14 protein-coding genes are annotated in these 15,295 nt (G+C 63.9%); 2 read left to right on the top strand and 12 right to left on the bottom strand.

Annotation, left to right across the window (positions count from 1 at the left end; translation table 11 throughout):
* Positions 1 to 2: 2 nt before the first annotated feature.
* Complete coding sequence (locus ACZI8Q_RS00490) at positions 3 to 971, top strand: 5'-3' exonuclease (protein ID WP_463371535.1); 969 nt, start codon at positions 3 to 5, stop codon at positions 969 to 971.
* On the opposite strand, the gene ACZI8Q_RS00485 is transcribed toward ACZI8Q_RS00490, so the two are convergent.
* The 7 genes from ACZI8Q_RS00485 to pafA form a co-directional block, all read right to left on the bottom strand.
* Positions 968 to 1,627 carry a DUF4333 domain-containing protein gene (locus ACZI8Q_RS00485; protein ID WP_463371534.1) on the bottom strand — a complete coding sequence of 220 codons (660 nt, stop codon included), beginning with the start codon at positions 1,625 to 1,627 and terminating at the stop codon, positions 968 to 970. The two genes, ACZI8Q_RS00490 and ACZI8Q_RS00485, sit on opposite strands and share 4 nt — an antisense overlap.
* Positions 1,628 to 1,741: 114 nt before the next feature.
* On the bottom strand, positions 1,742 to 4,507 hold the full coding sequence (locus ACZI8Q_RS00480) for a DEAD/DEAH box helicase (RefSeq protein WP_463371595.1): 2,766 nt from the start codon (positions 4,505 to 4,507) through the stop codon (positions 1,742 to 1,744).
* An 18-nt stretch (positions 4,508 to 4,525) separates the two neighbouring features.
* Positions 4,526 to 5,476 (bottom strand): twin-arginine translocase subunit TatC, encoded by a 951-nt coding sequence (tatC, locus tag ACZI8Q_RS00475; protein WP_463371533.1) that lies wholly within the window; start codon positions 5,474 to 5,476, stop codon positions 4,526 to 4,528.
* A 94-nt stretch (positions 5,477 to 5,570) separates the two neighbouring features.
* Positions 5,571 to 5,840 (bottom strand): Sec-independent protein translocase subunit TatA, encoded by a 270-nt coding sequence (gene tatA / locus ACZI8Q_RS00470; protein WP_463371532.1) that lies wholly within the window; start codon positions 5,838 to 5,840, stop codon positions 5,571 to 5,573.
* Positions 5,841 to 5,975: 135 nt separating this feature from the next.
* Positions 5,976 to 7,004: a helix-turn-helix transcriptional regulator gene (locus tag ACZI8Q_RS00465; RefSeq protein WP_463371531.1), complete on the bottom strand. Its 1,029-nt coding sequence runs from the start codon at positions 7,002 to 7,004 to the stop codon at positions 5,976 to 5,978.
* A gap of 20 nt (positions 7,005 to 7,024) precedes the next feature.
* Positions 7,025 to 8,035 (bottom strand): helix-turn-helix transcriptional regulator, encoded by a 1,011-nt coding sequence (locus tag ACZI8Q_RS00460; RefSeq protein ID WP_463371530.1) that lies wholly within the window; start codon positions 8,033 to 8,035, stop codon positions 7,025 to 7,027.
* Between the two features lie 28 nt (positions 8,036 to 8,063).
* Positions 8,064 to 9,422 (bottom strand): Pup--protein ligase, encoded by a 1,359-nt coding sequence (gene pafA, locus ACZI8Q_RS00455; protein ID WP_463371529.1) that lies wholly within the window; start codon positions 9,420 to 9,422, stop codon positions 8,064 to 8,066.
* A gap of 84 nt (positions 9,423 to 9,506) precedes the next feature.
* On the opposite strand from pafA, the gene ACZI8Q_RS00450 reads away from it, so the two are divergent.
* Positions 9,507 to 10,958, top strand: coding sequence for a phosphatase PAP2 family protein (locus ACZI8Q_RS00450; protein ID WP_463371528.1), 1,452 nt, complete (start codon positions 9,507 to 9,509; stop codon positions 10,956 to 10,958).
* A 9-nt stretch (positions 10,959 to 10,967) separates the two neighbouring features.
* Here the strand turns inward: ACZI8Q_RS00450 and prcA are convergent, their stop codons facing one another.
* The 5 genes from prcA to ACZI8Q_RS00425 form a co-directional block, all read right to left on the bottom strand.
* On the bottom strand, positions 10,968 to 11,717 hold the full coding sequence (prcA, locus tag ACZI8Q_RS00445) for a proteasome subunit alpha (protein ID WP_463371527.1): 750 nt from the start codon (positions 11,715 to 11,717) through the stop codon (positions 10,968 to 10,970).
* Complete coding sequence (gene prcB, locus ACZI8Q_RS00440; RefSeq protein ID WP_463371526.1) at positions 11,714 to 12,598, bottom strand: proteasome subunit beta; 885 nt, start codon at positions 12,596 to 12,598, stop codon at positions 11,714 to 11,716. Before prcB ends, prcA begins: the two co-directional genes overlap by 4 nt.
* Positions 12,595 to 12,789, bottom strand: a complete 195-nt coding sequence (locus ACZI8Q_RS00435; RefSeq protein WP_463371525.1) for a ubiquitin-like protein Pup — start codon at positions 12,787 to 12,789, stop codon at positions 12,595 to 12,597. The genes prcB and ACZI8Q_RS00435 overlap by 4 nt, the downstream gene beginning before the upstream one ends.
* Positions 12,790 to 12,936: 147 nt before the next feature.
* On the bottom strand, positions 12,937 to 14,436 hold the full coding sequence (dop, locus tag ACZI8Q_RS00430) for a depupylase/deamidase Dop (RefSeq protein ID WP_463371524.1): 1,500 nt from the start codon (positions 14,434 to 14,436) through the stop codon (positions 12,937 to 12,939).
* Positions 14,437 to 14,534: 98 nt separating this feature from the next.
* The gene (locus tag ACZI8Q_RS00425; RefSeq protein WP_463371523.1) at positions 14,535 to 15,149 is read right to left on the bottom strand and encodes a hypothetical protein; all 615 of its coding nucleotides are present in this window, start codon (positions 15,147 to 15,149) and stop codon (positions 14,535 to 14,537) included.
* Between the last annotated feature and the right edge of the window lie 146 nt (positions 15,150 to 15,295).

The following is a 15,295-nucleotide window of genomic DNA, read 5'->3' as shown; positions in this document are numbered from 1 at the left end:
CCATGAGTGGAATCTTGCGGAGTGGACCGTTGCTTGTCCTCGACGGCGCCAGCCTCTGGTTTCGTGCGTACTTCGCGCTTCCCGATTCGATCACGGCGCCGGACGGGCGACCGGTCAACGCCGTGCGCGGTTTCACCGACATGGTCGCCGCCCTCGTCGCGAAGCATCAGCCGTCCCGATTGGCGGTTTGCCTCGACCTGGACTGGCGGCCCCAGTTCCGGGTAGACGCGGTACCCACCTACAAGGCGCATCGAGTGGCCGAGGAGTCCGACGGCACGTACGAGGAAGTCCCCGACACGCTCACGCCGCAGGTCGACATGATCATGGACGTACTCGACGCCTTCGGGATCGCCACGGCCGGCGCCGAAGGCTTGGAGGCCGACGACGTGCTGGGCACTCTTGCGGCGCAGGAGAAAAGCGACGTGGTGGTCGTGGTGAGCGGCGACCGCGATCTCCTGCAGGTGGTCTCCGACGACCCGGTTCCGGTTCGGGTGCTGTACGTGGTGCGCGGACTCGCCAAGGCCGAGTTGTTCGGCCCCGAGGAAGTTGCCGCAAAGTACGGAGTGCCCGCACACCGAGCCGGACCGGCCTACGCGGAATTGGCCACGCTACGCGGAGACTCCTCCGACGGACTCCCAGGCGTGCGCGGCGTCGGTGAAAAAACTGCGTCCACCTTGCTGCAAAGATTCGGGTCGCTGGAGGCACTCAGAGCTGCTGTCGCCGATCCCGGATCGGATATGGCGAACGGCATACGGGCCAAGTTGAACGCTGCCGCCGATTATCTCGATGCGGCACTGCCGGTGGTTCGGGTCGTCACCGACGCAGACGTCTCGATGTCGCGACCAGACCGGTTGCCTGCCGAGCCGGCCGACACCGACCGACTCGACACGTTGGCCGACGAGCTCGGGATTCACAATTCCGTCGAGCGTCTGACGAAGGCACTGGCAGCGGCCGCGGCCGCGCACGCCTAGCTGGGTCGACTGACCTCGTAGGTTCCCTCGTCGTCGGTGAAAGTCACCGTGACCTGCTTCATGGTGCCTTCGACGGTCAGTTCACATTCGAAACTCGCGCCCTCTTGCAGCTCTTGCCCGGCGGGGCAGGACACGCCCTCGACCTGTTCGGCGCCGTAGGACTCGGTCACGATCTTCGCGACGCCAGCCTGTGCGGCTTCCTGATCGAGCGTGTGGGTTCGGAGCGTCAAACCGGCCACCACTGCTCCGGCGACTGCCAAGAGCAGCACGAACACGCCGAGGCCGATGAACAACGGTGCTTTCGACTTCTTCGCGGGCGCCTGCCCAGGCTGCTGACCCCACTGTGGTTGCCCGGGTTGCTGACCCCAGTGCGGATCACCCCACTGCTGATCCGGGTTCTGCCCCGGCTGCTGAGCCCACTGCGGCTGCTGTTGCTGAGGTTGGGGTTGCTGCGGTTGGCCTGCCCATTGCGGGGGCTGCCCTGCCCATTGCGGAGGCTGGCCGAACTGCGGCTGTCCTTGTGCGGGTGGTTGTCCCTGTGTGGGCGGCTGGGCGGGCTGACCGAACTGCGGTGCACCGGTTCCCCCATTCGGATCGGGGTTGCCTCCCGGTGCCCACTGACCATTCGGGTCGTTCGGTCCATAAGGGCCGCTCATCTTCGCCTCCCGCTCGCATTGCCTAGTCGTAACCACCGTAGCGTCCGCGCCCGATTCGAGCGTCGGACAGCATCCGGATCACACCACGTGCGGAATCCAACCACAGGTGACAAATCACCCTGCGTCCACACCGACCACACCCCTACGGATGCTGGCCACAGCTCGGCCTGCAGCCTTCGCGACGTCGGGGTCGGGAGACGTCGAGCGCACCTGCTCGAGCAGATCGATCACCTGCCGGCACCATCTCACGAAATCCCCGGCAGACAGCGCCCGCCCGTGGTCTCCGGCGGCGATCAGCGCCTCCATGAGGGAGTTCTCGCTCGCCCACTGGTAGATCGCCGAAACGAAGCCCAAGTCCGGCTCACGAGTGGGCGGAAGTTTGAGCCGAATCTCGTCCGAGCGCAGCTCCCGCCACACCCGAACCGTCTCGGCCAGGCCATGCCGCAACGGTCCCGTCGGTGCGTATTCGGTGGTGTCGCCTTCTCGTCGTGACTCGTATACGACGGACGACACAACTGCGGCCAGCTCCGGCGCACCGAGGCCCTTCCATACGCCTTGGCGAAGACATTCGGCGACCAGCAGATCACTTTCGCAATAGATCCGACTGAGCCGGGCACCGTCCTCGGTGGCCTCCGGGTGCTCGCCAGTAGTGACGTACTCACGTTCCGTGAGTAGTGCGAGGATGCGGTCGAAAGTCCTCGCCAGCGAGTTCGTGGTCGCGGCCACCTTCTGCCGCATCGTGTCCGTCTCGCGTGCCAGCCTGTTGTGCCGCTCCCCCAGTCTGGTCAATTGCTCACGGTCGGGCCAATTGTGGCAAGGGTGCTGCCGAATCGCCTTCCGCAGACGTGTGACCTCGGCATCCGATGAGCCGGACTTCTTCCGCTTTTTCCGACCGGGCACGACAATGCCGGTACTCCGTAGCGCGGACGCCAGATCACGGCGACCGCGTGCCGTGTGGTGATCGAACCGTTTCGGCAGGCGCATGGCACCGAGCACCCTGGTCGGTTCCGGGAAATCCGCTGCCGAGACGCGACCCGACCATTTGTCGGCGGTGAGCACCACAGGCCGCGGGTCGTCGCGATCGTGGTCCGGTTCCAACACCACAGCCAGCCCCGAATGCCGTCCCACCGTCAAGCCCACGATGTTTCCGCGCCGCAACGTGGCGAGTGCCTCGGCGGACGCCTTCCGGCGTTCGGCTCGGCCTTGTTGCTCGAGTGACTTCTCACGCCGACTCAGCTCACCCTTGAGCGCCACGTATTCCAGGTACTCACTGTCCTCACCGCCGAGCCGTTCACGAAGCTGACGCAACGCCACCTCGTTCTTTTCGATCCCCCGGATCATGCCCACCACCGATCGGTCGGCCTGGAACTGGGCGAACGAACGTTCCAGCAACGACCTGGACTCGGCGACGCCCATGCGATCGACGAGGTTTATGGTCATGTTGTATGCAGGCCGGAACGAACTGCGCAGCGGAAAGGTGCGGGTGGATGCCAGCCCGGCGACGTCGACAGGTTCCACACCCGGCTGCCATAGCACCACCGCATGACCCTCGACGTCGATGCCCCGGCGGCCTGCCCGCCCGGTCAACTGCGTGTACTCGCCCGGCGTCAACTCGGCGTGTGTTTCACCGTTGTACTTGACGAGCCGTTCGAGCACGACGGTGCGGGCGGGCATGTTGATGCCCAGCGCCAACGTTTCGGTGGCGAACACCGCCCGCACGAGACCCTTGACGAACAGCTCCTCCACCGTCTGACGGAACACGGGCAGCATTCCTGCGTGGTGGGCGGCCAGGCCACGTTCGAGAGCTTTCCGCCACTCCCAGTAGCCCAGAACTTCGAGGTCGCCACGAGGGAGGTCCGACGTGTGCTTGTCGATGATCTCGCGGATCTCGGCGACCTGCTCGTCCGTCGTCAGATCCAGTCGTGAACGCAGGCACTGGCCGAGAGCAGCATCGCAGCCTGCCCTGCTGAAGATGAACGTGATGGCCGGCAGCAGCCCCTCGTCGTCGAGGCGAGCGATGACCTCAGGCCGAGGCAGGGGGCGGAAGGTGCTGCGTCCACCGAATCCGCCACGAGGTCCCCCACGCTGACCACGACCACGATCGCGTGGTTGCCAGCGGTCTTCGCGATCCTGCATCTGGCGCTGTTTCACATAGCGGACCAGATCCTGATCGACGACCAGTTCCTTCTTGGTCGGATCTGTGCGTTCGGTCGAATCCGAACGCAATGCACGTACGTCGAACAGGTCGAAGAGTCGGCGCCCGACCAGGATGTGTTGCCACAACGGAATCGGTCTCGTTTCGTCGACGACTACCGTGGTGTCGCCGCGCACGGTCTCCCTCCATGCGCCGAACTCCTCGGCATTGCTGACCGTCGCTGAGAGACTGACCAGGCGCACGTCCTCCGGCAGATGGAGGATGACTTCCTCCCACACCGCGCCGCGGAACCTGTCTGCCAAGAAGTGCACCTCATCCATGACCACATGCGAGAGCCCGCGCAGCGCCGGAGAGTCCGCATACAGCATGTTCCGCAGTACCTCCGTGGTCATCACGACCACGGGAGCATCCGCGTTGATGCTCGAATCACCGGTCAGCAACCCGACCTCGTCGGTGCCATAGCGCTCCACGAGCTCGGCATATTTCTGGTTGCTCAGCGCCTTGATCGGGGTCGTGTAGAAGCACTTACGGCCCGCACCCAATGCGAGGTGGACGGCGAACTCGCCGACCACGGTCTTGCCGGCACCGGTCGGCGCACACACCAGGACGCCGTGCCCGGATTCGAGCGCACGGCAGGCCTCGATCTGGAACGGATCCAACTCGAACCCCAACTGCGTCGCGAACGGATCGAGCTGCGTTCCGAGCTTCGGTTCCTCAGGTGTCACAGCCACCCCGCCAGGTTGTCACAACGTGTCGGAGAAGTCCTGCCCGCGCCCGGCGTGCGAGGTGCGCGGTGCGTCGTCGAACTCGTCGTCCAGGCTGCTCGGACCGCCGATCGTGGACGCTTCGTCGTCTCCGACCGCGTCCCAGTCACCACCCTTGCGGGCCTTCCTGCGGTCGTTCAGACGCGCCACCTGTACCGCGAACTCGAACAGAACGGTGAGAGCAAGCGCCAGGGCCAACATGGAGAACGGATCCTGGCCGGGTGTGGCTATCGCCGCGAACACGAAGAGACCGAAGATCAGACCACGTCGCCACGCCTTCAGCTTCTCGTAGGGCAGGATGCCGACGACGTTCAACGCCACTATGAGCAGTGGAATTTCGAAGCTGACCCCGAAAATGATGAGCAGATTGATGATGAAACCGAAGTACTCGTTACCGCCGAGTGCCGTGATCTGCACGTTGTCGCCGATGGTGAGGAGAAAGTGCAACGCCTTGGCGACCACGAGGTAGGCCAGCACTGCGCCCGAAACGAAAAGCAACGCCGCCGAGACGACGAATCCGACCGCGTAGCGGCGTTCCTTGACGTACAAACCAGGGGTGATGAATGCCCACAACTGGTAGAGCCACACGGGACACGCCAGGACGATGCCGGCGGTGATGGCAACCTTGAATCGGAGCATGAACTGTTCGAACGGGCCCGTCGCCAACAGGCGGCACGTGCCGTCCGAGCTGAGATCGGCGCGACTACTGTCCGGCAGCGAACAGTAGGGTCCGCGCAGCAGTTCGCCCAGGCTTTCGATACCGAGGATCGAATGGGCGTACCAGAAGAACCCCACCACCGTGGTGACCAGGATCGCCAGGATCGCCCACAACAGTCGTGTTCTCAGTTCGTACAGATGATCGACCAACGACATGGTGCCGTCAGGATTGGTCCGCCGCTTGCTACGACGAGGATCGAACGGAATGCGCACGTGGGCCCTGGTTCCTCGGTCTACAGGAGAAAGGTGGTTCGGTCAGCACTGACCCGGGGTGAAACATGCTCACCCCGGTACGCTGCCTGTGGAACTACGCGGACTTGGGTTCGGTGTGCTGCTCGGCAGTAGGCGAAGCGGCAGGGGTCTGGCCCGACGGGAGTTCGGCAGACTGGGCGACACCTGATGCGGCGGTGTTGTCCGACCGCGAGGAGTCGTCGTTCTGCATTTCCTTGACTTCGCTCTTGAAGATGCGCAGCGAACGGCCGAGTCCGCGGGCAGCGTCAGGCAACTTCTTCGATCCGAACAGGATCAAAAACACCACTGCTACGACAACCCAGTGCCAGGGGCTCATGGCTCCCATGTGAAACCTCCAATAGATCAGTTGGCGCAATGGTACCGGACAGAGTGGGCACCGCGCTGACCGAAGAGACCCGTCGACTACCGTTAACCTGCCGTTTTTCTCCATGTCGAGTGTGATCGCAGGTAGGCAGCCCTCTCAGGTGCCGATCGCGTCGTACACCGCCAACGCGTCTGCCGCACGGGAGCGAACCTCGTCGACCAGTTCTGCTGGTGCCAGCGCTGTGATACCGGATCCGAACCCCAGCACGAGTCGAGCCATCCAATCCAGCGTCGCATAGTTCATGGTGGCCTCGACGGTGCCGTCGTCCGCGATCTCGACGACGTCCATCGGGTAGTAGTCGATCACCCATGCGCTGTCGGCCGCGATCCGCAAGTGCGCCTGTGGCAGCGATGAGTCGCCGCTGAACAGTTCGAGATTCGCGTCGTCGTCGAGCGCCTGCTGCGGTGGTGCGGACGGTTCGTCCAGCGCCGTGACCGCGTCGATTCGGTCGAGCCGAAACAACCTCACGCCTTCGGCCTGGCGACACCAAGCCTGCACATAGCTGTGCCCGTCGACGAGGACCAGCCGGACGGGATCCACCGTTCGTTCGCTGACCTGATCACGCGATGCGGAGTAGTAGGTCAAGTGCAACGCGGTTCCCTCACGCAATGCCGAGCGCACCGTAGCCGCGGTAGGGCTTTCCGACACCCGCTCGGCTGCGATGCCGGCCCCCGTGTCCTGGTGGTCCGGGTGGGCTGCCGCGGTCCCGGCAGCATTCTCGATGCGGGCGATGGCCCGCAGCGCCGCCGAGGGGTCGACCGTCCCTGGCATCTCGACCAGCGAACGCAAGGCGATGAGCAATGCGGTGGCCTCCGTCCGCGTCAGTCGCAACGGACGATCGATACCGGCCGAAAACGTGACCTCGATACTCTCCTCGGAAAACGCCAGGTCGATCAGATCGCCCGGACCGTATCCCGGAAGGCCGCACATCCACAGCTGGTCGAGATCGGTCATCAACTGGGCAGTCGTGACACCCAATTCGGCCGACGCCTCCGCCGCGCTGATGCCCGGGTTCGCCAGAAAATAGGGCACCAGATTGAGCAGACGTCCAAGCCGTGTCGACAGTTTGCTCCCCGCCGTCCTCGGCTTGCTACTCGCGGATTTCGGGCTCCTCTTCGAAGACACGGGACTGCTCGTTGACTCCGTCATCGGAACAACCCTTCTGTCGAGTCGGCGCCCTCGTCGGCGGACGCCGTCAATTTGGCAAGGACCTCCTGCCGCAGCTCCGCAGGCTCGAGAACCAACGCGTCGACCCCGTGACCGGCCACGACACGCGCAATCCAATCGCGCGAACGCACCGGCACCGACACCACGGTCCCCGCGCGACCGGCAAGTTCGCGCTCCCCCACTTCCGTACCGAGCCGACGCAACTCGTAGGCGCGTTCACTCGCCACCCACACCGTGGCAGTGCCGGTGACAGCACCGGAAGCGGTGACTCGGTCCACGATGTCGCGAAGGTCCACGCCATCCGGTTTGTGCACCACGCCGGCCGGACCGCATTCGGTGACGTCATCGTCGATGCGCGACAGGCGAAAGGTGCGAACAGCATTGCGATCGACATCGTGCCCCACCAGATACCACCGGCCATGAGTGGTCACCACACCCCACGGCTCGACCGACCTCTGGACGAACGGCTCGTTCAGTGCACTGCGGTGGGAGAACCGAACAGCACGGCCGGCGTCGATCGCGGCAAGCAGCCTCCCCAGTGCCGGCTCCGATCCGCGGGTGCGTGCCGGCACCGCCGTGACCGGAGCTCGCGGCGACTCCGGGTCCACCTGCACACCCGCGGCGCGCAGCTTGAGCAACGCACCCTGAGCCACCGCGATCAGCTCGGGCGATTCCCACAAGCGAACCGCGACGGCCACAGCTGCCGATTCCTCACTGGTCAATTCGATCTCGGGCAGTTCGTACGCATCCCGGTTGATCCGGTACCCCTCCACCGAGCCGTACCGCGAGGCCTGCCCCGTCTCGAGCGGTACGCCCAGGTCACGCAACTCGTTCTTGTCACGCTCGAACATTCGACTGAACGCTTCGTAGCTCGCCGAGTCGTCGTACCCGGCGACGCTCTCGCGAATCTTCTCGGCAGTGAGGAACTGTCGGGTGGACAGCAGGCAGATGACCAGATTCATCAACCGCTCGATCTTGGAAGTCGCCACGTCCGGCAGCTTAGTGGGTGAGCTCGCCTCACATCGAGGCGATCAGCCGCTCCACTCGCTCGTCAACCGAACGGAACGGGTCTTTGCACAGCACAGTGCGCTGGGCCTGATCGTTGAGCTTGAGGTGCACCCAGTCCACAGTGAAATCTCGACCTGCCTTCTGCGCTGCCGAGATGAACTCGCCGCGCAGTTTCGCACGAGTGGTCTGCGGTGGATTGTCGACTGCTTCCTCGATCGACTCGTCCTCGGTGACTCGTTTGGCGAGCCCCTTCCGTTGCAGGACGTCGAAGACACCACGCCCACGTTTGATGTCGTGGTACGCAAGATCGAGCTGGGCGATCTTCGGGTCGGCGAGATCGAAGCCGTGCTTGTCCTGGTACCGCTGGAAGAGCTTCCGCTTGATCACCCAGTCCACTTCGGTATCCACTTTCGCGAAATCCTGAGACTCGACCGCGTCGAGCATGCGCCCCCAGAGATCGACCACCTGTTCGATTTGCGTGTCGGGTTCACGGTTCTGCAAGTGCTCGACCGCGCGCGCATGATACTCACGCTGGATATCGAGTGCACTGGCCTGTCGGCCTCCGGCCAGACGCACCTGGCGGCGCCCTGTCACGTCGTGACTGACCTCGCGAATGGCTCGAATCGGATTGTCGAGAGCGAAGTCCCGGAAAGACACGCCCGCCTCGATCATCTCCAGCACGAGTGCCGCGGTGCCCACCTTCAGCATCGTGGTGGTCTCGGACATGTTGGAGTCACCGACGATGACGTGGAGGCGTCGGTACTTCTCGGCGTCCGCGTGGGGCTCGTCACGGGTATTGATGATCGGACGCGACCGGGTCGTAGCCGACGACACACCTTCCCAGATGTGCTCGGCGCGCTGTGACAAGCAGAACGTTGCCGCCTTCGGGGTCTGGAGAACCTTTCCAGCGCCGCAGATCAGCTGACGGGTGACCAGGAACGGAAGGAGAACGTCGGAGATGCGGGAGAACTCCCCGGCTCGTGCGACGAGGAAGTTCTCGTGGCACCCGTAAGAGTTTCCGGCGGAATCGGTGTTGTTCTTGAACAGATAGATGTCGCCGCCGATGCCCTCTTCGGTCAATCGCTGCTCGGCATCGATCAGCAGTTCCTCGAGCACCCGCTCTCCGGCCCGGTCGTGGTTGACCAACTGCACGAGATCATCACACTCGGCGGTCGCATACTCCGGGTGCGACCCGACATCGAGGTACAGGCGTGCACCGTTGCGAAGGAACACGTTGGAACTACGACCCCACGACACCACCCGCCGGAAAAGGTACCGCGCAACCTCGTCCGGGCTCAGCCGCCTGTGCCCGTGAAAGGTGCAGGTCACACCAAACTCTGTCTCGATGCCCATGATTCGTCTCTGCACACCTCGACAGTACAACGGCTCCGCACCGAGACGAGCGATTAACGACGGCAACGGCGTCGACGCCGATTGCCTACGCTGATGTCTATGGACCGGCCGCTTCGCAAGTTGCATCTCGCCGATGTCGAACTGATGGACCGGGGGGCCGCACTGCGACCCTCTCGTGCCGACCGCGTCCTGCAAGCACTCAGTCGCTCGGCCGACCACGGATCGCTGTGGTGGGCGGTCGCGGGGATACTCACGCTCGTCGGTGGCCGCCCGCGACGCGGCGCTGTACGTGGACTGTTCTCACTTCTGTGTGCCAGCGCCGTGGCCAATGGCGTACTCAAACCGACAATTCCTAGGCGCAGGCCGCCACCACGAGTGTGGAGCACGCCCCTGCGCGGTGTGCCGACCCCTCGATCCTCGTCGTTTCCCTCCGGACATGCGGCGTCGGCCGCAGCATTCGTCAGCGGCGTCGGATTGGAGTCACCGGTTGCAGGGATCGCGCTGGCTCCGCTTGCCGCAGCGGTGGCCTATTCGCGAGTACACAACGGCGTCCACTGGCCGACCGATGTCGTTGCGGGAACCATGGTGGGCGGCGCGGTTGCGTTGAGCACCCGGCGTTGGTGGGCATTACGGCCGGTGGATCAGGCCGCCGAAGGCCACCCGGCAGATGCACCGGTGCTCCCCCGCGGTGATGGGCTGTTGGTGATCGTCAATCGCACGTCCGGCGACACCGACTCCGATCCCACCGAGGAACTGGAATCAGCCCTTCCATGCGCACGCCTATGCGAACTCGACTCCACAGAAAACTTCTCCCGCCAGATCGACCAGGCCGTCTGTCGATACCGCCCGACGGCACTCGGGGGCCACGGTGGAGACGGAACCGTCCGGGTCGTCGCCGACGCCGCTGTCCGGCACTCGCTTCCGCTGGCCGCATTCGCGGGCGGAACTCTCAACCATTTCGCCACCGATATCGGCACACCCGACATCGGAGATACCGCGGCAGCAGTCGAATCCGGGTCCGCCACCCTCGTCGACTGCGGCACGGTGTCCATGGGGTCACGCACCATTCGGTTCCTCAACGCGGCGAGCCTCGGCGGCTACCCCGACGCAGTGCGACTGCGCGAGAAATGGGAGCCGAGGTTCGGCAAATGGCCGTCCGCCGCCGCCGCGATGATTCGCGTCCTCGGCAGGGCAGAACCCATCCGCCTGTCCATCGACGGTCAACACGTCTCTGCGTGGATGTTGTTCGTCGGGAACGGTCACTACTCACCCGGAGATCAAGTTCCCATGTCGAGACCGGACATCACCGGCGGTCTCCTCGACGTCCGGTGTGTGCGTGCAACCGGACCTGGGTCACGATTGCGCCTCGTCCTGGCAGCAGCGACAGGCACTCTCGGACGATCCCGCGTCTATCAGCGCGTGCGGGTGTCCTCATTGACCGTCGAAGTTCGCGGAACGCCGGTCGCACTCGCCTGTGACGGCGAAGTCGTCGGGGACTCACGGAACTTCGAGTTCGCCTCGGAACCGCAAGCAGTCGTCGTGTACCGCTGACAGTAACTGTCACGCGGTGCTGCCGGGAGAACCCTTACCCGAAGACTTACCGGTCTCCGTGCCGGGCAACAGCGCCTCGAGACGGGCACCCGCAATTCTCCGGAAGGCGCGTCGCGGTCGGGCTTGCTCGAGCACAGCCACCTCGAGCGCATCGACCCCCAACGTCCGGCCCTCCCCTTCGGGGCCGCCATGCTGCAAAGCCTTCACAGCCACCGCCACCGCCGATTCCAGGTCCAGATCGAGGCGGAAGGACTCCTTCATCGCCGCCGTGATCGGCTCCGTGGTGCCACCCATCACGACGTAACCCTGCTCGTCGACAATCGAACCGTCGTAGGTGATGCGATACAACTGTGCCGGCGCCGGCGAGGAGAACCGCCCGATCTCCGCCACACAGATCTCCACCTCGTACGGCTTGGGCTGTTCCGTGAAGATGGTGCCCAGCGTCTGCGCATAGGCATTCGCCAGCGACCGTCCAGTCACGTCGCGCCGATCGTACGAATAGCCGCGCATGTCCGCATGCACGATGCCGGCACGACGAAGATTCTCGAACTCGTTGTACTTGCCGACCGCCGCGAATCCCAACCGGTCGTAGAGTTCGCTGACCTTGTGCAGAGCCGTGGACGGGTTCTCGGCAACGAACAGCACACCACCGTCGTACGTCAGGACCACGACGCTGCGCCCCCGCGCGATACCTTTGCGTGCCAGTTCCGAGCGGTCCCGCATGATCTGCTCGGCAGATGCGTAATACGGCATCGTCATTGCGCTGCGCCTCCTTCCACCGTTCGGTCACCGACGACAGCACGCGCCAACTCGGATGTGCGCGTCTGAGGAACCTCCACGGCGCCCGCATCGGTGATGGTCACCGCCGTTGGATAAATACCGCGGGTCACGTCGGGGCCGCCGGTAGCGGAATCGTCGTCCGCGGCGTCGTACAGCGCCTCGATGGCGACACGGAGCGCGGAATCTTCGTCGCTTCCAGCCGAATACAGCTTCTTGAGCGCCGACTTGGCGAACAAGGATCCCGAACCGACCGCATGATATCCGGCGCGCTCCTCGTACCGGCCACCCACCACGTCGTAGGAGATGATCCGGCCGGCGCGGTCCGGGTCGTCGGAGTCGACGTCGAAGCCGACGAGAAGCGGTACGACGGCCAGGCCCTGCATGGCGGCACCGAGGTTGCCACGCACCATCGACGCCAACCGGTTCGCCTTACCGTCGAATGTCAGCGGGACGCCCTCGATCTTCTCGTAATGTTCGAGTTCGACCGCGAACAGCCGAACGAGTTCGACCGCGATTCCGGCGGTCCCGGCGATGCCCGCCGCCGAGTACTCGTCCGTGACGTACACCTTGTCCACATCACGACTCGCGATCAGGTTCCCCTGAGTGGCACGCCTGTCCCCGGCGATCAGAACGCCCCCCTTGTACGTGAGCGCGACGATCGTGGTGCCGTGTGGCGCCAGATCGCTCCCTTCCATGCCGTCACCACCTCGGGACGAGGACGAACGAATACCTACCCGATTTTCCGGCAGCAACTCGGGTGCGTGACTACGCAGGTAATCGCTGAACGACGACAGATTCGAACCGAACCCGTCACCCAGACCTGCGTCGGCCGCACGAAGTGCCGGTCGATCGGCCGTCACTCGCCGCCCTTCTGGACATACGCGCGAACGAAATCTTCGGCGTTCTCCTCGAGCACGTCGTCGATCTCGTCGAGGAGATCGTCGGTGTCCTCGGCCATCTTCTCGCGGCGCTCCTGACCTGCAGCCCCGTCGCTGCCGGGGGTGTCGTCGTCTTCGCCGCCGCCCGCACGCGTGGTGTGCTCCTGCGCCATAGCCGGCCTCCTCGTGTGAAGGACGCTCTCTTCCGAGCGTCCTGTTCTGCCAAGCAGTCTGACATCGGTGATCCCGCTCGGACCTTCACCCTACCGACGCCGCCGCCCGTGCGTGCCGCGACGGCGCGGCGTGTTTCCAGGCTGTCGTCAGTTCGTGAGCTGATCAACCAGTTCAGCAGCGGATTCGACTGATTCCAAAAGCTCGCCGACATGCGTTTTGCTGCCACGCAAAGGCTCGAGAGTGGGGATCCGAACCAAGGAATCGCCGCCGAGATCGAATATCACGGAATCCCAGCTTGCCGCGGCAATATCCGCACCGAATCGACGCAGGCACTCACCCCGGAAGTATGCCCGCGTATCCACAGGAGGCGCCGACACGGCGTCGATCACCTGTTGTTCGGTGACAAGTCGCTCCATCGAGCCCCGGGCGACGAGCCGGTTGTACAGACCCTTGTCCAGTCGTACATCGGAATATTGGAGGTCGATCATGTGCAGCCGCGGCGCCGACCATGCCAATCCCTCTCGGGTCCGGAACCCCTCGAGCAGTCGCAGTTTCGCTGGCCAGTCCAGTAGATGTGCGCATTCCATCGGGTCGCGCTCCAAGAGGTCCAGAACGTGCGCCCACTTTTCGAGAATATCCTGAGCCCTTGCGTCGTAATCGGTCTCCGACGCAAGGTAGCTCGCTACTCGCTCGTGATAGATCCGCTGCAACGCCAACCCCGTCAGTTCGCGTCCGTCCGCCAACGCAACGGTGGCGCGCAGGGTCGGATCGTGGCTGATGTGATGGACGGCCGTGACCGGGCGCGCCAGCTGGAGGTCCGTCAGATCGACGCCGGCCTCGATCAAGTCCAGAACGAGCGCGGTGGTGCCGACCTTCAGGTAGGTCGACATCTCGGCCAGGTTCGCGTCACCGATGATCACGTGCAGTCTGCGGTACTTGTCCGCATCCGCATGCGGTTCGTCGCGAGTGTTGATGATCCCCCGCTTGAGAGTGGTCTCGAGACCTACCTCCACCTCGATGTAGTCGGCGCGCTGAGACAACTGGAATCCGGCATCGTCACCCGACTGCCCGATACCCACCCGGCCGGACCCGCAAATCACCTGCCGGGACGCGAAGAACGGGGTCAAACCATTGATCGCGGCAGAGAACGGGGTGTCGCGCGACATCAGATAATTCTCGTGTGTGCCGTACGAGGCGCCTTTGCCGTCGACGTTGTTCTTGTACAACTGCAAGCGGGGTGCACCGGGAACGCTCGAGGCGTGGCGTGCTGCGGCCTCCATCACCCGCTCGCCTGCCTTGTCCCAGATCACGGCGTCCAGAGGGTCGGTCACCTCGGGCGCGGAGTATTCGGGATGTGCATGATCGACGTACAGCCGTGCACCGTTGGTGAGAATCATGTTGGCTGCACCGATCTCGTCGGCATCGATCACCGGAGCGGGACCACTGGACCGTCCCAGATCGAATCCGCGCGCGTCCCGCAGAGGCGACTCCACCTCATAATCCCAGCGTGTGCGCTTGGCCCTCGGAACACCTGCAGCGGCCGCGTAGGCCAGGACGGCTTGCGTGGACGTCAGGATGGGATTGGCCGATGGGTCGCTGGGTGAGGAGATGCCGTATTCGACCTCGACTCCGATGATCCGCTGCATGGCCCGAGCCTAAGGGATGGTGTTCCTGGACAGCGAGGCATACTCGATACCCAGCTAGCCGACTCGACCTCATCGAGCAGCAAGAGCGTCGAATGATATCAGGGCGTGAACTTCCCGACTGCATCGAGGTTGGCGAATTGCTCGCCGGGCACCACTACGTCGGCTCCAACGAGTTCGTTGAAGACCTGCGCGAAATACGGGGTGAAGTAGAACGGCCAGTATGTGGGACCGATACCACCACCGTGCGGCGTCATGAGCGTCGGCAACATCTGGTTCACGTCGTAACTCGACACCATCCGCTCACCTTGGGAAACCCCGTTGATATCAACCGTGCCGTAGGCGCCGTCCATTCGCAGCCAAATGTCCACGACTGAAACGGAAGTCCCCGACTTGCTGGTGAATTTCGGTCCGCCGGGGTAGTACACACCCAGGCACGCGTCGATATGGTTGTTCTGCGATCCGATCGGTAGTTCGAGGCCTGTCTTCCCGGATTTGGCGTGAAACGGCGCGATTCCCTCGACGGCAATGTCGTTTTCGTTGAGTAACCCAACTATCCGCGGGGGGAAATCGAAGTTGGCGTACCCGAATGGGGTGAAGTACGGCATGGTCATGCACGAGGGCTGGGCGGCCGCAATGGGAGCGTGAAGAGTCAGTGCCAGAACCATCATGATCGTGCACCCGACCGAACCCACGAATGCACCCAAGACGCGCATCTTTACTCCAAGTTCCGGAAGAAACCCAAGTTCCTCGATTACGAGATCCAAGTTCCTCGATTACGAGATCGTCCGCATATGAGGATACGCCTTCGGCACTGACATCACATACCCCAAATAGTCACCACGGGTGGATCGGCTGCAGA

The sequence above is a fragment of the Rhodococcus quanlei genome (genome assembly GCF_055231015.1).
Note: the sequence above shows the minus strand (reverse complement) of the source record. Positions and strands in the feature narration are given on the sequence as shown.